At 39.5% G+C, this 22,214-nt stretch carries 21 protein-coding genes, 1 tRNA gene, 1 pseudogene and 1 riboswitch; of the genes and pseudogenes, 3 read left to right on the top strand and 20 right to left on the bottom strand.

Features of this window, described 5'->3' with window-relative positions; all coding sequences use genetic code 11:
* Positions 1 to 17 precede the first annotated feature (17 nt).
* The 12 genes from RBL01_RS03660 to RBL01_RS03605 all read right to left on the bottom strand — a co-directional run bounded on the left by RBL01_RS03660 (position 18) and on the right by RBL01_RS03605 (position 10,363).
* Entirely contained in the window at positions 18 to 920 is a 903-nt protein-coding gene (locus RBL01_RS03660) for a F0F1 ATP synthase subunit gamma (RefSeq protein ID WP_038809447.1), read from the bottom strand.
* Positions 921 to 933: 13 nt separating this feature from the next.
* Positions 934 to 2,490 carry a F0F1 ATP synthase subunit alpha gene (gene atpA, locus RBL01_RS03655; protein ID WP_002289008.1) on the bottom strand — a complete coding sequence of 519 codons (1,557 nt, stop codon included), beginning with the start codon at positions 2,488 to 2,490 and terminating at the stop codon, positions 934 to 936.
* A gap of 22 nt (positions 2,491 to 2,512) precedes the next feature.
* The gene (locus tag RBL01_RS03650; protein WP_002292794.1) at positions 2,513 to 3,055 is read right to left on the bottom strand and encodes a F0F1 ATP synthase subunit delta; all 543 of its coding nucleotides are present in this window, start codon (positions 3,053 to 3,055) and stop codon (positions 2,513 to 2,515) included.
* Positions 3,042 to 3,566, bottom strand: a complete 525-nt coding sequence (gene atpF, locus RBL01_RS03645; protein ID WP_002292796.1) for a F0F1 ATP synthase subunit B — start codon at positions 3,564 to 3,566, stop codon at positions 3,042 to 3,044. Before atpF ends, RBL01_RS03650 begins: the two co-directional genes overlap by 14 nt.
* 90 nt (positions 3,567 to 3,656) lie before the next feature.
* The gene (atpE, locus tag RBL01_RS03640; RefSeq protein ID WP_002292797.1) at positions 3,657 to 3,872 is read right to left on the bottom strand and encodes an ATP synthase F0 subunit C; all 216 of its coding nucleotides are present in this window, start codon (positions 3,870 to 3,872) and stop codon (positions 3,657 to 3,659) included.
* Between the two features lie 52 nt (positions 3,873 to 3,924).
* Positions 3,925 to 4,644: a F0F1 ATP synthase subunit A gene (atpB, locus tag RBL01_RS03635; RefSeq protein ID WP_002300474.1), complete on the bottom strand. Its 720-nt coding sequence runs from the start codon at positions 4,642 to 4,644 to the stop codon at positions 3,925 to 3,927.
* Between the two features lie 301 nt (positions 4,645 to 4,945).
* Positions 4,946 to 5,410, bottom strand: a complete 465-nt coding sequence (gene smpB, locus RBL01_RS03630; RefSeq protein ID WP_002292799.1) for an SsrA-binding protein SmpB — start codon at positions 5,408 to 5,410, stop codon at positions 4,946 to 4,948.
* Between the two features lie 21 nt (positions 5,411 to 5,431).
* A complete protein-coding gene (gene rnr, locus RBL01_RS03625; RefSeq protein WP_038809449.1) occupies positions 5,432 to 7,789 on the bottom strand; it encodes a ribonuclease R in 2,358 nt (785 codons plus the stop codon).
* Positions 7,790 to 7,791: 2 nt separating this feature from the next.
* Positions 7,792 to 8,547, bottom strand: coding sequence for an alpha/beta hydrolase (locus RBL01_RS03620; RefSeq protein WP_172436868.1), 756 nt, complete (start codon positions 8,545 to 8,547; stop codon positions 7,792 to 7,794).
* A 102-nt stretch (positions 8,548 to 8,649) separates the two neighbouring features.
* Positions 8,650 to 8,886 (bottom strand): preprotein translocase subunit SecG, encoded by a 237-nt coding sequence (secG, locus tag RBL01_RS03615; protein ID WP_002289017.1) that lies wholly within the window; start codon positions 8,884 to 8,886, stop codon positions 8,650 to 8,652.
* 117 nt (positions 8,887 to 9,003) lie between these two features.
* Entirely contained in the window at positions 9,004 to 9,282 is a 279-nt protein-coding gene (locus tag RBL01_RS03610; protein WP_002296443.1) for a GNAT family N-acetyltransferase, read from the bottom strand.
* A gap of 112 nt (positions 9,283 to 9,394) precedes the next feature.
* A complete protein-coding gene (locus tag RBL01_RS03605) occupies positions 9,395 to 10,363 on the bottom strand; it encodes an alpha/beta hydrolase (protein ID WP_002317887.1) in 969 nt (322 codons plus the stop codon).
* Between the two features lie 214 nt (positions 10,364 to 10,577).
* Positions 10,578 to 10,622, top strand: a riboswitch (PreQ1 riboswitch).
* Positions 10,623 to 10,645: 23 nt separating this feature from the next.
* Between RBL01_RS03605 and RBL01_RS03600 the strand changes: the two genes are divergently transcribed.
* Complete coding sequence (locus RBL01_RS03600) at positions 10,646 to 11,620, top strand: nucleoside hydrolase (protein WP_307780841.1); 975 nt, start codon at positions 10,646 to 10,648, stop codon at positions 11,618 to 11,620.
* Positions 11,621 to 11,624: 4 nt separating this feature from the next.
* Entirely contained in the window at positions 11,625 to 12,200 is a 576-nt protein-coding gene (locus tag RBL01_RS03595) for an ECF transporter S component (RefSeq protein WP_002289479.1), read from the top strand.
* Positions 12,201 to 12,266: 66 nt separating this feature from the next.
* Here RBL01_RS03595 and RBL01_RS03590 read toward each other — a convergent pair whose 3' ends face one another.
* From RBL01_RS03590 to rpoN, 7 genes are all read right to left on the bottom strand, one after another.
* On the bottom strand, positions 12,267 to 13,406 hold the full coding sequence (locus RBL01_RS03590) for an ArgE/DapE family deacylase (RefSeq protein WP_156249471.1): 1,140 nt from the start codon (positions 13,404 to 13,406) through the stop codon (positions 12,267 to 12,269).
* 398 nt (positions 13,407 to 13,804) lie between these two features.
* Positions 13,805 to 15,103: a phosphopyruvate hydratase gene (gene eno / locus RBL01_RS03585; RefSeq protein WP_002292812.1), complete on the bottom strand. Its 1,299-nt coding sequence runs from the start codon at positions 15,101 to 15,103 to the stop codon at positions 13,805 to 13,807.
* 115 nt (positions 15,104 to 15,218) lie between these two features.
* Positions 15,219 to 15,974, bottom strand: a complete 756-nt coding sequence (gene tpiA / locus RBL01_RS03580; protein WP_002292815.1) for a triose-phosphate isomerase — start codon at positions 15,972 to 15,974, stop codon at positions 15,219 to 15,221.
* Positions 15,975 to 16,077: 103 nt separating this feature from the next.
* The gene (locus tag RBL01_RS03575; RefSeq protein ID WP_002295135.1) at positions 16,078 to 17,268 is read right to left on the bottom strand and encodes a phosphoglycerate kinase; all 1,191 of its coding nucleotides are present in this window, start codon (positions 17,266 to 17,268) and stop codon (positions 16,078 to 16,080) included.
* Between the two features lie 109 nt (positions 17,269 to 17,377).
* Positions 17,378 to 18,379: a type I glyceraldehyde-3-phosphate dehydrogenase gene (gene gap, locus RBL01_RS03570; RefSeq protein WP_002292818.1), complete on the bottom strand. Its 1,002-nt coding sequence runs from the start codon at positions 18,377 to 18,379 to the stop codon at positions 17,378 to 17,380.
* Positions 18,380 to 18,419: 40 nt separating this feature from the next.
* The gene (locus RBL01_RS03565) at positions 18,420 to 19,511 is read right to left on the bottom strand and encodes a sugar-binding transcriptional regulator (RefSeq protein WP_002321448.1); all 1,092 of its coding nucleotides are present in this window, start codon (positions 19,509 to 19,511) and stop codon (positions 18,420 to 18,422) included.
* Positions 19,512 to 19,659: 148 nt separating this feature from the next.
* Entirely contained in the window at positions 19,660 to 20,994 is a 1,335-nt protein-coding gene (gene rpoN / locus RBL01_RS03560; RefSeq protein ID WP_002295132.1) for an RNA polymerase factor sigma-54, read from the bottom strand.
* 59 nt (positions 20,995 to 21,053) lie between these two features.
* Here rpoN and RBL01_RS03555 point away from each other — a divergent pair.
* Positions 21,054 to 21,125 (top strand) — tRNA-Arg (locus RBL01_RS03555).
* Between the two features lie 191 nt (positions 21,126 to 21,316).
* Here the strand turns inward: RBL01_RS03555 and RBL01_RS03550 are convergent.
* Positions 21,317 to 22,202 (bottom strand): annotated as a pseudogene (locus RBL01_RS03550) (polysaccharide deacetylase family protein).
* Between the last annotated feature and the right edge of the window lie 12 nt (positions 22,203 to 22,214).

Here is a 22,214-nt window from a genome sequence, read left to right as displayed (position 1 = left end):
TTCCTCCAATCTCAATACTATTCTAGTGCCGAAGCTCCGGCAACAATTTCGGTAATTTCTTGGGTAATAGCCCCTTGTCTTGCACGGTTGTAAGAAACCGTCAGCTCATCAATGATATTAGCAGCATTATCAGTTGCTGTTTTCATTGCTGTCATACCAGCAGCATGTTCTGCTGTTTTGGCGTCAACGATCGCACCGTAGATCAAACTTTCAGCATACTGAGGCAATAAATGAGACAAGATTTCTTCTTTTGAAGGTTCAAAAATATATTCTTGTTCGAAAGTAGTTGCTTCTTCTGGATCTAAGTCTGAGATTGGCAGCATTTTTTCTACACGAAACTGACTAGTTAGCGAATTGATATGATGGTTATAACATACGTATAATTCATCAAATACTTCGTTTTGGTACATAGTTGTTGCCATATTTACGATTTTGCGGACTTCATCAAAGCTTGGCTGATCAGATAGATTGCGCAGCTCATATGCTAGATTGATACCGCGTGCTTTAAAGAAGTCTGCACCAGTTCCGCCAATTGCGATCATCACGTAATCATCGGGTGATTGGTGGTCTTCTTCTAAAATAGACATCGTTTGTTTCAATATCGAGCTGTTATATCCACCGACTAAACCGCCATCTGCAGTGATGACGATATAACCAGTTTTCTTAACAGGACGGCTGAGCAGCATGCTGTTGTAATTGATATCCCCTCTAGGATTTTCTGAGGCAATATCATTTAACTGAGTAGCAGTCAAATGCGTAACGATTTCTCTTACTTTTGTTGCATAAACCTGAAACTTCTGTGAAGAAGCTTCAGATTTTGTCAACTTAGAAGCAGACACCATCTGCATTGCCCGCGTGATTTGGCTCGTTTTTTTCGTTGAAGCGATACGTGTCTTGATTTCATTTAATGAAGCACCCATTCATCTCACCTCACTATGCATTTTGAATGGATTTCAATTTATCTTCTGTAGAGGAATTATTTCCTTTTGTAGCTAAGAACATGTCTTTATATTCCTGAATCGCACTGTTCAACGCTTCTTCTTCTGGAAGATCTTTTGTTGTACGGATTGTTTCAAAGATATCTGAATGATTGGTATCCAGATATTCGAATAATTCATGTTCGAAGTCTAAAATACTGTCTACAGGGATACTATCTAAGAATCCATGTGTCAAAGCATACAAAATCACTACTTGTTTTTCAACAGCTAGCGGTGCATGCAATTTTTGTTTCAAGATTTCTACTGTACGGCGTCCACGATTTAGTTTTGCTTGTGTTGCTGCATCCAAGTCAGAACCGAATTGTGTAAATGCTTCTAATTCACGGTAACTTGCTAAGTCTAGACGTAAAGTCCCAGCAACTTTTTTCATTGCTTTGATTTGCGCAGAACCCCCTACACGAGATACAGATAGTCCGGCATCAACCGCTGGACGAGTACCTGCGTAGAACAAGTCGCTTTCTAAGAAGATTTGTCCATCAGTGATCGAAATAACGTTTGTTGGGATATAAGCAGAGATATCTCCAGCTTGTGTTTCAACAAATGGTAAGGCAGTCATTGAACCGCCACCTAAATCATCACTTAATTTTGCTGCACGTTCCAATAAGCGTGAGTGTAAGTAGAAAACATCCCCTGGATAAGCTTCACGACCTGGTGGACGGCGAAGTAGCAAGGAAAGTTCACGATAAGCAACAGCTTGTTTTGAAAGATCATCAAAAATGATCAAGACATGTTTACCGTTGTACATGAACTCTTCACCCATTGCAGTACCAGCATATGGTGCGATATAAAGCAACGGCGCTGGTTGAGACGCACCGGCATTCACAACGATTGTGTAATCCATTGCGCCATATTTTTTCAATGTTTCAACTTGTGTACGAACTGTAGAATCTTTTTGTCCGATTGCTACATAGATACAGATCATATCTTGACCTTTTTGGTTGATGATCGTATCGATCGCAATGGAAGTTTTCCCTGTTTTACGGTCACCGATAACTAATTCACGTTGGCCGCGTCCGATTGGTACAAGAGCGTCGATTGCTTTTAGACCTGTTTGCATTGGTTCGTTAACAGATTTACGTTGCATAACACCTGGTGCCATCGCTTCTACTGGACGAGCTTTGTCAGTAACGATTTCACCTAGTCCGTCGATTGGTTGACCTAGCGGATTGACTACCCGACCGATCAAGGCCTCTCCAACTGGAACTTCCATGATCTTACCTGTTCGTTTTACTTTATCTCCTTCACGAATGGACTCGAAATCGCCAAGGATAATGATACCTACATCATTTGACTCTAAGTTTTGCGCCATTCCGTATGAGCCGTTTGAAAATTCAAGCAACTCACCACTCATCGCGTTTTCTAAACCATGTGCACGAGCGATCCCGTCACCTACATAAGTTACGGTACCGATTTCTTCGACTGAAAGCACGTTTTGATAATTTTCAATTTGTTCTTTAATCAAGGCACTAATTTCTTCTGCTTTGATGGCCATTCGATTCACCTACCTCTTTGTACTATCTGTTTAATTGATTACGCATTTTTTCTAATTGCGTGCGAATGCTTCCGTCGATTACTCGATGGTTGGCTTCAACAATCGCGCCACCAATAATAGAAGAATCAACGATTTGTTTTAATTCAACTGATTGATAGTCCATTGTTTTTGCAACATTCTTTTCTAATTGTATTCGTTGTTCGTCTGAAAGTGGGACTGCTGTTGTGACACTTCCCAATAGTAACCCTTGATGTTCATCATATCGACGTTCATATTCTTCAATCATGAACAAAAGGTCATCCATTCGGTTATACTCATAAACAACTTCTAAAAAGTTTTTAACGATTCCATCATAACCGCTGACAAGCTTGTCCATGATTTCTCGTTTTTCATGAGGTTCTAGACGAACATCACTTAACATATTCCCTAATCCAGGTACTTGTTCATAGATTTGACGTAAACTTACGAGATCTTGATAGATTTCTTCTGCTTGATTTGAATCGATCGCCAGTTCAAATAAAGCTTTCCCGTAACGTCTTCCTACTGTATATTTATCTAGTTTCATTTGAAGAACCTAGACCTTCAATGTATTGATTGATTAATGATTCATGCATTTCTGGAGATAATTCTTTGTTCAAGATTTTTTCCGCGATTTGAAGAGAGAGTTCTGCAACGTCGTCTTTTACAGAGTTCAGCGCTGAATCACGTTCTACAGTGATATCAGCTTGGGCTTTGCTTTTTAGACGAGCTGCTTCTTCTTGAGCATCCTTCAAAATATTTTGGCGGCTTAATTCTCCACTTTCTTTCGCATTTTTGATGATATCAGCTGCATCAGAACGAGAGGCTAACAATTGTTGTTCGCGTTCTTGTTCCATTTTCGCTGAGTTGATGCGAGATTGTTCTGCAGAATCTAAATCATTGGCGATCTTGTCTTCACGTTTTTTCAAAATATCGCTGATTGGTCCCCAAGCAAAGTGCTTCAAGAGAGCCAGTAGTATCAAAAATGAGCCGCTGACAACGATGATATTACCTAACATCGCATTGCCAACTTCTGCAATTGCCAATTGATTCAGCATAGGCGAGCCTTCCTTTCTTTGGAGTATTTCTAGTTTCCATGTAAAAAAGCAGTAACAAACGATGTTGTTTCTGCCTTAATACTGATTCAATTAAACGGCAAAAACTAGAATCAAGGCGATAACTACCCCTAAGATAGGAACAGCTTCAACTAGAGCTACCCCGATAAACATTGTTGTACGGAATTGACCAGACATTTCAGGTTGGCGAGCCATTGATTCGATTGTTTTAGAGATAACTTGACCGTTACCATAACCGGCTCCGATTGCTGCTCCCATGATTGCGATTGCTGCTGCGATATAATTCATAATTGTTTTCCTCCTAAAATAGATAAATAGTAGTTTGTTTTTTAACCGAGTATTATTCTTCTACTTCAATCTTATGGCTCATATAAACCATTGACAAAGTGACAAAGACAAATGCTTGGATGCTCCCAATAAACAAGGAGAACGCGATCCAGACCATCTCTAATGGAATTGCTAATGGTAATGAGAACCAGCCTAAGCTTGTCATCATTTTTGCAATCAAGGTTAGCAAAACTTCCCCCGCATAAATATTCCCATAAAGACGTAAAGCAAGTGTTAATAAGTTTGTAAATTCTTCAATCAGTTTCATCGGAAACATAAAACTATAGGGTTTCAAGAACGAATTTACGAAATATCCTTTGAAGCCTAACTTTTTCACCCCGAATAAGTGAGTAAGTAAGATCATTATAAATGCCAAAGTTAAAGTAACAAACGGGTCTGCTGTCGGGCTTTTCCAAAGTGTTGTTTCGTTAGGTAAGACGATTTTTGTTACTAAACCGATGTTGTTTGCAACAAAAACAAATAAAAACAATGTAAATGCCAACAAATGGAAATTGCTCAATTCTTTTCTAGGCAGATTATCTGTTACGATTCCTCGACTAAAATCAATGACCCATTCTATCGCATTTTGTTTGCCTGTTGGTTTCAACTTAAGATTTCTTGTAAAAAAGTAAGCTAAGAAGAAAACAATCAAACAGGTCAGTAACACCATTATACAAACTGTACCATCAAACCAAATTGGTCCAATGTGGAACGTTAGCGAGCGTTCATCCAATCCATTTCACCTCTTTTCCCCGAAATTCACATAAAATCAATTCATGTGCGTATCTGGTTTTTTCCAATCGGTTTCTAACCACACGGTATCATACCACCATGAAACAGAAAATTCAAAACATTTTCATGAAAATTAGACACTTTTTTATTTCAGTCAAAAACGAAGCGAATTTTTCCCCATGCACGGTGCTCCTGATCTAAGAAAAAACCTGTGATAATCATGTTTTGTCAGATTAAATGCTAACAAATTTTATCATTAAGTAAAAGCAAAAGCACCGAATATGCGAAAAAGGATAATGAAATTATCTAGAGAAATTTTTTAAAGTTCGATCAATTTGTCGATCGATATCTTTTCGTTTCAAATCTTCCCGTTTATCATACGATTTTTTCCCTTTTGCCAGACCAATCAATACCTTGGCATAGCCGTTACGAATATAGACTTTTAAAGGAACAACAGTGATTCCCGTGTTTTTCAATTCGTTTTCAAGACGAACGATTTGTTTCTTGTGCAATAATAGTTTTCTCGTGCGCAACGGATCATGATTAAAAATATTTCCTTGTTCATAAGGACTGATATGAACATTATGCAAGAAAGCTTCCCCGTTGCGGACGCGAATAAATCCATCTTTCAGATTGATCCGGCTGTTTCGTATCGACTTGATCTCCGTTCCTTGCAAGACCATCCCTGCTTCCATCGTGTCGATGATCGAATAATCATGGCGAGCTTTCTTGTTTTGTGCAATTAGTTTTCCCTCGCCTTTTGGCATAGCTGTTTCCTCCAACTCATTTTATTTTTTCTTTTTCTTCTTTTTGACACCTTTGTAAAATGGCTTTTTCCCTTTTTTCTTACCGAACGTTTGCTTACTATCACTATATCGTTTGTTCTTCTTGCCATTTTTTTCTGAGCGTTTGCCTGCTTGTTTTCCTTCTCGTTTTCCAGATTTTCCATTGCGTGCTTTTGGACGTTCCAACGCAGTGACCTCTTCTGCGGAAACGAGTTCAAAATCCACTGCTCGTTCATCTGGATCAGCTTTGACTACTTTTACGCGCACTTTTTGTCCGATTTTAAAAGTCAGTCCAGTTCTTTCACCTACAAGCGCTAAATGATTTTCAATAAAATGGAAGTAGTCTTGTTTCAATTCATTGATATGGATCAATCCTTCTACTGTATTCGGTAGTTCGATAAACAGTCCGAATTTCACAACAGAGCTGATGATCCCGTCGAATTCTTCTCCCACTTTGTCCATCATGAATTCTGCTTTCTTCATCGCATCTACTTCACGTTCTGTTTCTACTGCGCGACGCTCCATCTTAGAACTATGATCCGCGATTTCAGGAAGTTCCTCAGCCCATAAACTTTGATTGCTTTCACTTTTATCTTGGCTATAAGAACGGATCAGCCGATGGACGATCAGATCGGGATAGCGTCGAATAGGAGATGTAAAATGTGTGTAGTAATCTGCTGCTAAGCCATAATGCCCAAAATTGTCTTCTGAATAGCGTGCTTGTTGCATACTTCTTAGCAACATAGTATTGATAACTGCAGCTTCTGGTTTATCTTCTACTCCTTCGATCACATGCTGTAAATCTTTCGGTGTGATCGTTCCTTTCGTTCCTCGTACCAGAATGCCCAAAGCTGAAGCAAAATCAAAGAAGCGCTGCATTTTTTCTTCTTTTGGCTGTTCATGGATTCGATAAATAAACGGAAGATTTAATTTATTATAATGTTCAGCTACCGTTTCGTTGGCAGCAAGCATAAAGGATTCGATCAAGCGTTCACCTATCCCTCTGCTTCTTAGCTGGATATCATTTGGGTGTCCTTCAGCATCAACAAGGATCTTCGCTTCACGATCCTCAAAAGAAATCGCTCCACGTTTGATTCGCATCATTTCAAGGATTCGATGCAATTCACCCATTTCTTGGAACATAGGCACGAGCTGAGCATAACGTTGCATCGTTTCTTCATCTTGATCTTCTAAGATTTGATTGACAGCTGTGTAGGTCATCCGTTCTGTTGTTTGGATCACACTTGAAAAAATCTCATGAGAGACAACTTGTCCATTTGGATCGATCTCCATTTCACAACTCATGGTGAGTCGTGGAACATGGGGATTCAATGAACAGATACCATTGGATAAACGTTGTGGGATCATCGGAATCACTCGATCGGTCAAATAGACACTTGTTCCTCTTTCGTATGCTTCTCTGTCCAGTTGACTGCCTTGCGTCACATAGTAAGATACATCTGCAATGTGTACTCCAAGAAAATAATTACCATTTTCTAATTTTTTGACCGTCACTGCATCATCTAGATCTTTTGCATCTTCTCCATCAATCGTAACGATGAGCTGATCTCTTAAATCTCTGCGTCCAACAATATCCTTTTCGCTGATCTGGTCTGGAACTTCATCTGCCTCAGATAACACATCATCAGGAAATTTTGTAGGAATACCGTTAGCCACGACAATCGAGAGGATATCCATGCCAGGGTCATTCTTATGACCAATCACTTGCTTGATTATCCCTTCTAAACTAGTTGCATACCCTTTTTCAGGGTAATGGGTCAGTTCGATCAATACAATACTTCCGTCAACTGGACGAACTCCCTCTGCCGCTGCATACACTTTGAATTGGTTAAGCTTTCTATCTTTCGGGATGACCACACCATAAAGATCCGTTTCCTGTATCTCTTCGTCTGAATAAGCAACAAATTCTCCGGCTAGCTGAGTAGTCGCTCGGTCTCGAATCTCCACTACTTTTCCCTCTGCTCCGCGATCCATATCTGTATTTGCTCGCTTCATGATATCAATTGCTACGGTATCCCCATCCATTGCAAAGCCAGTCGCTTCTTTCGGGATATAGATATCATCTTCTTCGGGATCAATCGTTACAAATCCAAATCCTCGTTCATTTGCCCGAAATGTCCCTTCGACCAAGATCGGTTTTAAAGGAAGTTTGACTTTTCCTTTTTTATTGAAAACGATACTCTGTTCTCTTTCCATTTGAGCAATCGTTTGTACTAGTAATTTAAAATCATCGCTTTTTTGAAAGCCTAGACCTTCAGCGATTTCTTCCATAGAAAAACTACGTTTGCGACTGCTTTCCATGAAAAAGAGAATTTTCTCTTTTATTGTTTCTTTTGTCATATTTATTCCTCATTCCAAGGTAATTTTTCTAAAAATTCCAACACGTCTTTTTCTAATTCGCGTCTTGCTGTGCCAACTGTAATCACATGACCGCTTTCAGGATACCATTGAAGTGTCACTCGTTGGCGGCTCAATTTGCGTGCCGTTTCAAATACACCATTTGGGTCGATCATTTCATCTTTCCCAGCTTGAGCTAAAAATATTGGCTGTTGGATATCTGATAGTCTACTTTCTGCGATTGCTGCTTGGTCTTGTATATCCATTAATTGATGTTCAGCTAACGAGCGGTAAGCAACTGCTTTTTCATTGATTTCTTTCTCTGATTTACCTGCTGTCTTAAGCACTTGACGTACGTATTTTTCAAAGTTTTCAGGCACGTTTGTTTTTACAGGAGACAAAGGCGAACAGAAAAAACCGCCGCCAATCACTGATTCTTCTTCTAGTGCTCGTACAGCAAAGATGCCGCCCATCGATAATCCTAATACGGCAATATCAGAAAACTGCTCAGACTGTAAAAAATGGATGGCTTTTTTAGTGTCTGCCCACCAGCTTTCTGCTTTTTCTTGCAAGATATCATATGGCTCCATTGTTCCGTGTCCTTTAAAAAGCGGCGCATAAACTGTATAATCTGCTTTTTCCAAAAATCGTGCGAGCATTCGAACATCGTTTGGACTTCCTGAGTAAGCGTGAAGCAGCAAAACCGCTCGCTTTCCATGTTTTGCATAAAGGGGTTTTGGTAATTGTCTCACTCGTCTCACCTCTTTCGCCTAATTTTACCATAGTTTCTTTCATAACTTCTTCTTAAGCGTTCTCTTTGCAATAAAAAAAGCCGCCCGCCGTTTTGCGAGAGGCTTATTCAACTACTTCGAAGATAAATATGCTAGGACAAATAATAAGATCATCCAGATAGCTCCCATAACTGCAGTTGATCGCTGCATGACAGCTTCAAAGCCGCGAGCTTTTTGTTTGCCGAATAGTTGATCCGCACCGCCGGTAAATGCACTCGCTGCACTATTTTGCTTGCTTGGCTGCATCATAATCGCAATGACCATAACAATCGATAAAACGATCACGATTCCCAAAATTAAATTATACATATCGCAGCCTCCTTCCCAAAAGATATCGTCTCTTTAACTTTATCATAGATAAAAGTCCGTGACAACTCTATATAAATGGAATAACAGCTGAAAGTTCAAAACTTTCAGCTGTTATTCTTATGACTGACGTAAGACGTCTTGATATTCTGGTTTCTTTTCAAACTCTTTTTTTGCATAAGGGCATAAAGGAATGATCTTTTTCCCGTCTCGTCTTGCTAATTCTACTCCAGTATACACTAGCTTTTCAGCTAACTTTTGACCACGATATGCTGGATCTACAAATGTATGGTCAATGATCATGATGTCTGGGCCCGCATCTGACCATGTCATTTCTCCAATCTCTTGTTGCTCATCATTGAATAAAGCAAGACGATTTTTTTCTTCTTTGATTTCCATATGCCGCACTCCTCAAATAACTGATATTTTTTTATTCCTACCTTATTTTAGCAGTCTCCAGATCTATAAACAATTATTTATCCTCAAATTACTTACAAAAAAGAAGAGAAAATTAATCCATCGTTATTCTTTGTTCAATAAATGAAAAAATCACTGTCCAATAGGTTTTCGGATCTTTCATCGATGCTTCCAAGTGTTCTGCTTCTGGAACAAGCAGCAGTGCTTTATCCCCTGCCGTAGCATTTTGAATCGTGTACGCTGCTTCTGTAGGGACAAAATGATCTCTTTCACCATGGATGACTAATAAAGGCAGATGGTTGCTGCCAAGCTGTCTCGTAGCTGATGCTTGCTTTAAGGAGTAACCGGCGTATTTCTGGGCATAATGATTCGCATATCTCATGACCATTTTTTTAGGAAAGACAGTGATTTTACTTAACATATATCGGAATTCTGCATAAACAGAAACATATCCGCTGTCTAAAATAAATCCTTTGACCGCTGATGGAAGTTTTTCACCACTTGCCATCATGATCGTAGAAGCTCCCATTGATCCGCCGTGTAAAATAATGGACGCATTCGGCTGTTCATCTAAGATGAGTTGGATCCAGGCAATTAAATCTAGCCGATCTAGCCATCCCATTCCGATGATTTCTCCTTCACTTTCTCCGTGCGCACGTAAATCAGGTACAAGAACGTTGAATCCTTTCTCTGCATATCTTTTACCTATATGAGACATGTCTCTTTTCCCTGTGCTTCGGTAATCATGTACGCAAATGACCCATTTATTCTGCTTATTTGGATGGATGAACATCTGACCAGCTAGTTTCAACCCGTCATAACTTTTGATTGTTTTGGGTGTTCCCTGCTCCCAAAAGCTTTCACACTCTTCTTCTAATTTTTGTCGTTTTTTTTCTACTGACGTGACTGCAGCAGGGTCCATCAAACGATGACCAGTGTCTTCATACCAGTCATATCCTCTCTGTACTCCCGCTCTTACTAATTTCTTTGCATAAAAATAAGAAAGAAAATGGTAACTGATCCCTATAATTATCAGAATAAGAATGAAATAAAAAATAACCATTGTACACCCGCCGCTTTCTGCCAAACTATAATCTATCTATTATCCAATGTACCGATCCATAGGATTCTTTATTTTCGGCACACGTAAATTCCATTTCTTTTTCATTGTATCATTTACTTAAAGTTCTCCTCAATAGATTTACTTGTAAGAGAGCATTTACATTCGCAATAAAAGCCAGTATACTAATTTCGTGCATTATAATCAAGACGCTCGTCTTGGACTGGTTCGGAAACTTCCCAGAATAAAAAACTAAGTATCTCTAAAGAAAGGAGATTGGAAATAATGCGAAAAGTAATTATTGATTGCGATCCAGGGATCGACGACACTTTAGCTTTATCATTAGCTGTCAAATCCCCTGATATCGAAGTAGTTGCTATTACCGTAGTTTGTGGGAATGTCCCTGCAGATATAGGTACGCAGAATGTGCTGAAATGCCTGGAACGCTGTGATCGTTTTTCCATTCCTGTTTATCAAGGAATGGAAAAACCTTTGAAGCAACCTTTCATCAGTGCACAAGACACTCATGGTATGGATGGTTTAGGGGAAACAAATTTCCCGATGATCTTGAGAAAACAGGCAGAACCTCTCCATGCCGTTGATTTTTTGGCTGATTATTTCAAAGAAAAGACAAATACATCAGTCATTGCTTTGGGTCCTTTGACCAATATCGCTTTTGCTTTGAAAGTCAACCCAAATATTGGGAAACATATGGATCGTTTTATCTCGATGGGTGGAACTTACAAAAGCCATGGTAACTGTTCGCCAGTTGCTGAATACAATTACTGGTGTGATCCTGAAGCAGCTTCTTATGTATTCGAGAATCTCAAACAAACGATAGAAATGGTTGGGTTAGATGTGACAAGAGAAATCGTCTTGACACCGACTATCCTCGAATACTGCTGTCAAATGAGTCCTGAAGAGGGAGAGTATCTAAAAGCGATCACTCGTTTTTATTTTGACTTCCACTGGAAACAAGAAAGAATTTTAGGATGTGTCATCAATGATCCGTTAGCTGTTGCTTATTTTATCGAGGGGGCCATCTGTGAAGGTTTCAAAAGCTTCACCGCTGTGGAAACTCAGGGAATAAGTCGTGGACAAACATTGGTTGATCGTTATGAATTTTGGCAGAAACCTGCTAACAGTAAAATTATGACAAAAGTAGATACTCGTCTTTTTTTCCGAAAGTTTTTAACCGTTCTTTTAAATGCACAAGAAGAAACGATTATGAAAGATTTGGAAAGGTTAAAGATGGGCTAAAAAAATGAATAAAAACAAAATGGCAACTCGCGTACTTACAGTGATGGCTTTGTGTATTGGGATCAATTATATTGGAGGAACGATTGCTTTATGGCTTCGTTTGCCAATCTATCTCGATTCTATCGGAACGATTTTTGCTGGTGCATTGCTTGGGCCTGTACCTGGAATGCTGACAGGATTGTCCAGCGGTATTTTAAGTGGAGTGACTACAGATATTTTTTCTCTGTATTATTCGCCAATCCAAATTCTCACAGGCTTGCTTGCTGGATTGATTTTGCCAAGATATCTCGGCAAAGATAAAAACAGCTTGAAACTGTTATTACTCGCTTTGATTTTGTCGGTACCTGGAACGATCGTTTCTTCGATCATTACCGTTCAGTTATTTGGCGGGATCACCTCCTCAGGATCCAGTATGATCGTTCAGCTATTACATGGGTTAGGTTTAAGTCAGACAACAAGTGTGATCTTGGTACAGGCGGGTACAGACTACCTTGATCGCTTGTTGTCTATCGTCGTTGTTTCATTAGTCATCACTATGTTGCCCCAACGCTTGATATATTCAAAAAGAAAAATAGGCTGAATAAACAGAGCTGGATTAGCAAAATAATGCTAATCTGGCTCTGTTTTTTCATTTATTAAAAAAATCTTACGCTAAGTAGGATAAAATAATTCCTTGATATTTTTCGATCATATCCAAATAATTATCGATTTCAACATACTCATCTACTTGATGAGGCAAAGTAACGACACCAGGCCCAAAGACGACAAAGTCGAAGGAATGGTTAGCTTTCGTAAATTCGGCTGCATCCGTTGTTGCTGCCGCTCCAACTAAAGGTAATGGCTGGCTGAATTGTTGCTGAATGCAATGAATCAAAGGAGAATCTGGATCAGCTTTGACAGGTATTTTGTTGTAATCGATCATCAATTCCAAATGATAGTCTGTCTCTTGATTCAATTCATTGACGATTGATTGCAGCAATGCAATGATTTTATCATTTGGGTATTCTGGAATCGATCGAATGTTCCCTTGGAGCTGCGCATGGCTTGGGATGCTGTTGACTTGATTCCCGCCACTGATCAATGTAACATTATGGATTGTTTTTCCTAGGACAGGATTCTCGATTGTTTCAGCGAGGTGATTCATTTCAGCATTTGCTTTCGTAATGAATTCATTTAGGTGATTGATTGCATTATAACCTTGGTCTGGCATAGAGCTATGCGCTTCTTTTCCGTGCGAGGTGACTGTATAGTTGATTGATCCCATGTGCGTATACATCAAACTGTAATTGGTTGGCTCTCCGATGATCAAGGCATCTAAGTCATCTACATAGCCTGATTTCGTGAGCTGTTCCCCACCTAGTTCACCCACTTCTTCTCCGACAGTGGCTAATAATTTGACTGTTCCGTTAAATGGTTTTCCTGACTCTTTCAGTTCGATCATGGCAATCACCATCGCTGCCAAGCCACTCTTCATATCTGTAGCACCACGTCCGTACAAACGGTTCCCATGGATTTCTGCTGCAAAGGGTGCATAGGTCCAAGACGATTCATCACCAGCCGCCACGACATCCATATGCCCAGATAGGCCTAACACTTTTCCTGATTGGCCCTTTTGGTAACGAGCAATCAAATTATCTCTACCATCTCTGTAAGAAACAATCTCTCCTGTTATGTCATGCTTTGCCAAAAGCTTATTCAAATAGGCTGCTACTTCACCTTCGTTTCCATTCACTGATTTAATTCGGATAATCTCTTGTAAAATCGCGATTTTTTCTTCTTTTTTCATCTAATCCTCTCCCTTGCCATTTCTTTTTATTGTATTTGAGTGTGCTCGAATTTTCAAATAGGAGCAACCAAAGTAAAAATGAAGAAAGAGAGCCACTTTATGAAAAATATGCTGCTACTTCCCTCCTATTTTATTTATACGAGAGGACTTGCCCATAGATTCCAATTCTACTGTTCTATCCTTAAAAGCTCTTATATGATGCTAGTTATTGTTAGCTTTCCTTTTTCAAGGATGATCTTTTCTTGTACCATTCTTTGTAAACATCATATACAGAAGCTAGTTGCAAAAAAACTCTCTACCTGCTGATATTTCAGCAAGTAGAGAGTTCGATTACTTAACTAAGTGATCATACTCGACTATCTTTCAATAGTCGATCATGTATCTTCATTAGAAAAGAATTATTTGTTTTTTAAGTTGTAGAAAGATTTCAAACCTTTGTATTCTGCAACTTCACCAAGTTGGTCTTCGATACGTAGTAATTGGTTGTATTTAGCAATACGGTCAGTACGTGATAGAGAACCAGTTTTGATTTGACCAGCGTTTGTTGCAACAGCGATATCAGAGATTGTTGAATCTTCTGTTTCACCAGAACGGTGAGATACAACTGCTGTGTAGCCAGCTTCTTTAGCCATTTCGATAGCTTCGAAAGTTTCTGTTAATGTACCGATTTGGTTCACTTTGATAAGGATTGAGTTAGCAATTCCTTTTTCGATACCTTCAGATAATTTTTGAGTGTTTGTTACGAACAAGTCGTCACCAACTAATTGAACTTTGTCGCCTAATACGTCAGTTAATTTCTTGAATCCGTCCCAGTCGTTTTCGTCTAATCCATCTTCGATTGAGATGATTGGATATTTAGAAACTAATTCTTCGTAGAATTTGATCATTTCGTCAGTTGTTTTTTCGCCTTCGCCTGAGTCAGCTAGTACGTAAACACCTTTTTCTTTGTCGTAGAATTCTGAAGAAGCAGCATCCATAGCAAGAACAACGTCTTTACCAGGTACATAGCCAGCTTTTTCGATTGCTTCGATGATTACTTCAAAACCTTCTTCGTTTGAACCAAGGTTTGGAGCAAATCCACCTTCGTCACCAACAGAAGTTGCTAATCCGCGAGCTTTCAAGATTGAAGCTAATGCGTGGAATACTTCAGCACCCATACGTAGAGCTTCTTTGAATGTTGGAGCGCCAACAGGCATGATCATGAATTCTTGGAAGTCGATTGAGTTATCAGCATGTGATCCGCCGTTGATGATGTTCATCATTGGTGTTGGCAATACTTTTGTGTTGAATCCGCCTAGGTAGTGGTATAAAGGTACTTCTAGGTAGTCAGCAGCTGCACGTGCAACAGCGATAGAAACACCTAAAATAGCGTTCGCACCTAATTTACCTTTGTTAGGAGTTCCGTCTAAAGCGATCATAGCTTTGTCGATAGCCATTTGGTCACGAACATCGTAGCCAATGATTGCTTCAGCAATGATGTTGTTTACGTTGTCGACAGCTTTAGTTACACCTTTACCGCCATAACGAGCTTTGTCTCCGTCACGTAATTCAACTGCTTCGTATTCACCAGTTGAAGCACCTGAAGGAACCATTCCGCGGCCAAAAGCTCCGCTTTCTGTGTATACTTCTACTTCGATTGTTGGGTTACCACGTGAGTCTAAGATCTCGCGAGCGTAAACATCAGTAATAATTGACATGTTTTGTCTCTCCTTTGAGTTTGTTTTTTCCTAAGGGATTTCCCTCATATACGATTTTAGTTAATTTTGCTCATTAGTGCAAACATTTCTTGCATTTTTCGCAAATTTTCAACAATTATTTTACAGCGTCTAACAATGACAAGAATGAATCTGCTTGCAAGCTTGCGCCACCGACTAAAGCACCGTCAACATTTTCTTTTGCCATGTATTCAGCAATATTTTCTGGTTTTACAGAACCGCCGTATTGGATACGAACTGCTTCTGATACTTCTTTTCCATAAAGTTTTTCAACTGTTTGACGTACAACTCCACAAATTTCGTCAGCGATTTGTGCGTCAGCTGATTTACCAGTACCGATTGCCCAGATTGGTTCATAAGCAATAACCATGTTTGACACTTGTTCAGCTGAAAGATCAGCTAAACCAGCTGTAATTTGTCCTTCGATCCATTCAGCAGTTTTGCCTGCTTCATAGGTTTCTAAAGATTCGCCGCAGCATAGGATTGGTGTCATACCATTTGCAAAGATAGCTTTTGCTTTTTTATTGATGTCTTCGTCTGTTTCATGGAAATATTCACGACGTTCTGAATGTCCGATGATCACATAATGAACACCTAGATCAGCAAGAGCTGCTGGTGAAGTTTCACCAGTGAACGCACCTGAGTTTTCCCAGTAGCAGTTTTGTGCTGAGATTTTTAGTTCTGTACCTTCAGCTGATGTCATTAATTCTTGTAAGAATAATGCAGGAGATCCGATGACTGAATCAACTTTGTCATTTGAAGGGATTTTGTTTTTTACTGCTTCAGCAAATTCTTTTGCTTCTGATGCAGTTTTGTTCATTTTCCAGTTACCTGCGATAATAGGTTTACGCATTGAGGAACACACTCCTTAATTTATTGAAAAATGGCTAGGGAGTCATGAAAACTCCCTTCACCTTTTAATCGATTACTCGTCAGAATTGAGCAAACTTGGTCGTTTATTTATCGTTGATTGCTGCTAGTCCTGGTAATTCTTTACCTTCAAGCAATTCCAAGCTTGCGCCACCACCTGTTGAGATGTGTGTGAATTTGTCAGCAAATCCTAATTGTTCTGCTGCTGCAGCTGAGTCTCCGCCACCGATGATTGTTGTTGCGCCTTCTAAGTTAGCGATTGCTTCACAAACACCGATTGTACCTTTAGCAAAGTTACTCATTTCAAATACACCCATAGGTCCGTTCCAAACAACTGTTTTTGCACCTTGTAATGTATCAGCAAATAATTTTACTGATGCTGGGCCGATGTCTAAAGCCATCAAACCATCAGGAATGTCTCCTTCGATTACTTGTGTTTCAACATCATTTGAAAATTCTGGTGCACAGACATTGTCGATTGGCAAGACAAGTTTGTCGCCTGCTTTTTCGATTAATTCTTTTGCTAGTTCTACTTTATCAGCTTCTACTAGAGAGTTACCGATCTTGATTCCTTTTGCTTCGTAGAATGTGTAAGTCATTCCGCCACCGATTAAGATTTTATCTGCTTTAGGAATCAAGTTTTCGATTACGCCGATTTTATCAGAAACTTTTGCGCCACCAAGGATTGCAATCATTGGGCGTTTTGGTTCTTCTACTGCTTCACCGATGAACTTGATTTCTTTTTCCATCAAGAATCCAGCAACTGTTGGGATACCAGTTGAAGCGATACCTACGTTAGAAGCATGTGCACGGTGAGCTGTACCGAAAGCATCGTTAACAAATACATCGCCTAATGAAGCCCAGTATTTACCTAGTTCTGTATCATTTTTGCTTTCTTTTTTACCGTCAATATCTTCAAAACGTGTATTTTCGAATACGACAACGTCGCCGTCATTCATGTTGCGGATTGCTTCTTCTAATTGTTCTCCGCGAGTTTCAGGTACGAATGTTACTTCTTTACCTAATAATTCGCCTAGACGTTTTGCAACTGGAGCTAAAGATTTTCCTTCTTTATCTTCTTCTGTTTTTACACGTCCAAGGTGAGAGAAAAGGATTGCTTTTCCGCCTTGTTCTAGAACGTAGTTGATTGTTGGCAATGCTGCTTTGATACGAGTGTCGTCAGTGATCACGCCGTCTTTCAAAGGAACGTTGAAGTCAACACGGACAAGAACTTTTTTGTCTTTTAAATCGATATCTTTCACTGTTTTCTTAGCCATTTTATTTCCTCCTGAATAAACTTATTATCAAAAAAAGCGGAAGAAGCGCGATTGCTTCCCCGCTTTTAAATGTACATGTCTATAATTTACACTTGTACGTTTGTCTATCTTATAAGTTAGCGAAGTATTCTAAAGTACGTACTAATTGTGCAGTGTATGACATTTCGTTGTCGTACCAAGCAACAGTTTTAACTAATTGTTTGTCGCCAACTGTCATTACTTTAGTTTGTGTAGCATCAAATAATGAACCGTAAGTCATACCAACGATATCTGAAGAAACGATTTCGTCTGTGTTGTATCCGTAAGATTCGTTTGAAGCTTCTTTCATTGCTGCATTGATTTCGTCAACAGTTACTTCTTTTTCAAGAACTGTTACTAATTCTGTTAATGAACCTGTTGGTACAGGAACACGTTGAGCAGCTCCGTCTAATTTACCGTTCAATTCAGGAATTACTAAACCGATAGCTTTAGCAGCACCTGTTGAGTTAGGAACGATGTTTGCAGCAGCAGCGCGTGCACGGCGGAAGTCACCTTTAGGATGAGGTCCGTCTAGAGTCATTTGGTCACCTGTGTAAGCGTGGATAGTTGTCATTAATCCTTCAACAACACCAAATTTGTCGTTCAATGTTTTAGCCATAGGAGCTAAACAGTTAGTAGTACATGAAGCACCTGAGATAACTGTTTCTTTACCAGTTAATGTTTCGTGGTTTGTGTTATAAACGATTGTTGGAACATCGTTTCCGCCAGGAGCAGAGATAACAACGCGTTTAGCACCAGCTGTTAAATGTTTTTCAGCTGCTGATTTAGAAGTGAAGAAACCAGTACATTCTAGAACGATATCTACGCCTAGTTCGCCCCATGGTAATTCTTCTGGGTTGCGGTTAGCTAATACTTTAACTTCTTTTCCGTTTACGTTGAATGAACCTTCATGAACTTCAACTGTTCCGTTGAAACGTCCTTGAGTTGTGTCGTATTTTAACAAGTGTGCCAACATTTTAGCATCTGTCAAGTCGTTGATTGCTACTACTTCGATTCCATCTACATCTTGGATACGACGGAATGCTAGACGTCCAATACGTCCAAAACCATTAATACCTACTTTAACTGTCATTTAAGATTTCCTCCTTATGAAAATCAAAAAAATATTTATTTTAAAGGGTTACCCCTTTTAAAATCTCATTTGCAGCAGCTTCATCAGTGATGAGCCACGTTTGTTTTGGTGCATTTTTCATATAAGCTCGAATTGCTTTAGCTTTTGATTTTCCGCCCGCGATTGCCATGATGATCGGGACTTTTTCCAAATCTTGCAATTCTATGCCGATTCTAGGGACCTTATAAACGACTTCACCTTTTTCATTGAAAAAGTAGCCAAAAGATTCCGCAACAGCATTTGCTTGTTTCAGCATGACTAATTCTTTTTCAGTCATCTTACGACGTGCTGCCATGTGTAATGCACGCCCAATACTATGAATAACACAATTCGCTTCACTAATCAAGTTTAAGACTTCTTGGATAGATGGCTCATTGAGTAAAGAATTGTAAGTTGCCAGACTTAATTGTTCCGGAACATAAAGTGCGCGGTGGTTACCGTTTGCTTTAGCAGCCATTCTTGCACTGACAGAATTTGCCTGTACAGTTATCGCTTCACCAATCCCGCCTCTTGCAGGGACAAACAGGTTATGCCGTTTCTTATTTTCCAGATTAGACAATTGTTCGGCTACCACAGCCATAGTAGTTCCTCCCATCACAGCGATGATATTCTCGCCTTCTGGAAGTAGTCGGTCTAAGGCTTCGCTCAGCGCTTCGCCGAATGCATCAGCCACTTTGGTCTGCTCTTCGCTGTTTCCTGAAACAACGATACAGCGTTGGTTACCAAAATATTCTGCCAACTGTTGTTCGGTTTGATGCGTACCTAAAAGCTGATCCATGAAGTTTTCAAGGCTTTGATAAACTTCTTCGCCCTTAGTTGTCAGCGTCATACCGCTTTTTGAGGTGTCGATCAAATTCAGATTTTTCAAAAGGTCTGTTTCTGTTCGTAAGACTCGTTCTGTGATCCCCATACTTTCCGATAAACTTCGACGCCCAATCGGCTGCATCCAATAGATATTTCGTAAAATTTTATAGCGTTCTTGCAACACTTCGATAATATCTGGTGCAACAGATTCAATCATTTTTATTTCATCCAGCATAGCGATCTCCTTAGTTGGACACTTTACGTCCAATGTAGACTTAAAACGACCCATATACGATAAAAAAAGAAATTAACTATTCGAATTTCACATCAATAAAGGGAAATCTCAACCTCACGACTGTAAGTCTAACAGTTTTGCTCTCGTTTTTCAACTAAAAAGACTAGAAAAAGTGAAATACTTTTTCTAGTCTTTTGACTGATTAGTTATCATAACGTTTTCTTTTTGATGAACTCGGGATTCCTAATAAATCACGATATTTTGCTACTGTTCGTCTTGAGATCGCTATCTCATCTTTTTTCAGCAATTCAACCAATTTCTGGTCCGACAACGGCTTGTTTTTGTCTTCTTGATCGACTAATTCCTGCAGCTTTTTCTTCGCTGTATCTGCTGAAAGGTCTTCTGTCTGTTCTGTACTATTCGTAGGAATTCGTGTAGTGAAAAATTTTTTTAATTCAAATACACCGAAATCTGTTTCCAAATATTTCCCGTTGACTGCACGACTGACCGTGGATTCATGCACATCTATCTCAGTTGCAACTTCCTTTAACGTAAGAGGCTTGATTGGACGTTCCTTGTCGATAAAGAAAGCTTTTTGCCGGGAAACAATGACTTGAGCAACCCGCAAAATTGTATCCCCACGTTGGAGGATCGTTTTCTTCAACCATTCGAATTCCTGTTTCCGTTCTTTTAAATAATTTTCAGTTTCTTTATCTGCTTGTTGTGACATTTGTTTGAAGTAACTCTCTTGAAAGCGTATATTTGGTTGATTTTTTCGGTTTGAGATAACTTGTACATTTTTATCGTCGTCCACTAATACCCGGACATCAGGAATAATGTACAATTCGCTGCTACGGTCGAAAATCCGGCCAGGGCTTGGACTCAACGTTTGTAAATAGTCGAATATCTGCTGAACAGCATGTAGATCAACAGAAAAACGTTGTGCGATTTCTTTCCATTTTCGCTCCACCAGTTCCTCAAAACATTCTTCCAACACGATATAAGCTAATTCCGGCGCATAATCATCTCGTTCTGTTTGAAGCATGAGACATTCTTGCAAACTACGTGCACCTACTCCAGCTGGTTCTAATTGCTGAATCAGAGTCAACGCATCGAGCATTTGGATAGGCGTAGCTCCAATCTCTTTTCCGGCTTCTTCTAAACTAATCGTCAAAAATCCGTTCAAATCGATGTATTCTACAAGATAAAGAACGATTTTCCTCAAAAAAGTATCTCGGTAATTCAAATGGACTTGTTCGATCAATGAATCAAATAAAGACCCTTTTGTATCAGGAATCTGATTTAGGTAATTTGTCTCTTCTCCTTCATAAGAAGATGAAGAAGCTTTTATGTAATCTGGCTGCCATTCCGGCTCAACAACTTCCACCAATGGATTTTCCATTGCTTGATTCTCAACGAATGCCAACAGCTCCTCACTGTTATATTGTAAAACTTGGATGGACTGTTGCAACTGTTGCGTCATGGCTAGTTTCTGTGTCTGCTGCTGTTTTTGTGAAAAATTTTGCTCAAATTTCATTTTTTTGTCCAATCCCCTTGTAATTTTTTATCTGTTTAGTTACAATTATCCCAGTGCTTGCGTCCTTAGTGTAGTGGATATCACGTAAGATTCCGGTTCTTGAGACGGGGGTTCGATTCCCTCAGGACGCGTTCTACTGCTATTTTAGCATAATTTACGAATAGTTGCTTCTTTATTTTTAAGTGAAAACTGTCCGCCAAAGAGAATTGGTGGACAGTTTTTTGTTGTATCTGTATAGATATTGTTAAGCCTTTGCAAGTAAGGTAGTTATGTGTTCAACTACTTATTAAAATGTGTTATTTATTAAAGATACTTGTCTCACTTACTGAACTGGCCGATGATCGTTTCTGCCATAATAGTTCTCGACAGCCGTTGGATGCCCTAATAAATCGCCAACTGTCGTGATGCGATAGCCTTGCTCTTTCAGATAATCGATCACTTGAGGAACGGCACGAATCGTTTCAGGATAGATATCATGGAATAAAATAATTGACCCATCGTATACTGTTGCTTGGATCTTCTGCAAAATCAAATCAGGATTCCTTGTCTTCCAATCTTCTGAATCAACAGACCATTCGATGATCGGTCGCTGGATGATCGTTGCTCCTACATTCGTGACAGAACCATAGGGCGGACGAACAAAAGCGGGGGTTTTGCCAGTGACTTTTTTTGATCTCAGTGTCTGCTTTCGTCACTTCCTCCGTCATCGACTGGGCAGAAAGAGTGGCCAGATTCTGATGATCGTATGTGTGATTGCCAATCTCGTGCCCTGCTTCAGCTGTCTGCTTCACGATTTCAGGATGCTGCGCCGTATTTTCTCCTAAGACGAAAAAAGTGACATGCACGTTTTTTTCTTTTAAGATTCGCAGAAGCTGCGGCGTTGTGGTCGCTCCTGGTCCATCATCAAAGCTGATTGCGACGCTTTTGACAGTCGGGTCTTGGATTGCTTCTGTACTGTCTTGTGTTGATTGTGATGATTGACTTTGTACCTTTTCCGCTGATTCTTGAATGGCTTCTTTGACGTTAGCTGTTTCAGTTGATTGGCTTTTAATGGTTGATTGTTCTGATTGTTTGAAAGATTGTGACGAATGCTCCGAAGAGTGTGTTTGTCCTTTTACTTCGGTGATCAAGGAGGCCAACGAAGTAATTTCGAAAAACAAAAGCACGGATAAAGCAATAATACTGATGACTAAATAATTTCTTTTCACTATATCTCTTTT

Source organism: Enterococcus sp. SB12, assembly GCF_030910025.2.
In the GTDB taxonomy this organism is placed as follows: Bacteria; Bacillota; Bacilli; order Lactobacillales; family Enterococcaceae; genus Enterococcus_B; species Enterococcus_B faecium.
Note: the sequence above shows the minus strand (reverse complement) of the source record. Positions and strands in the feature narration are given on the sequence as shown.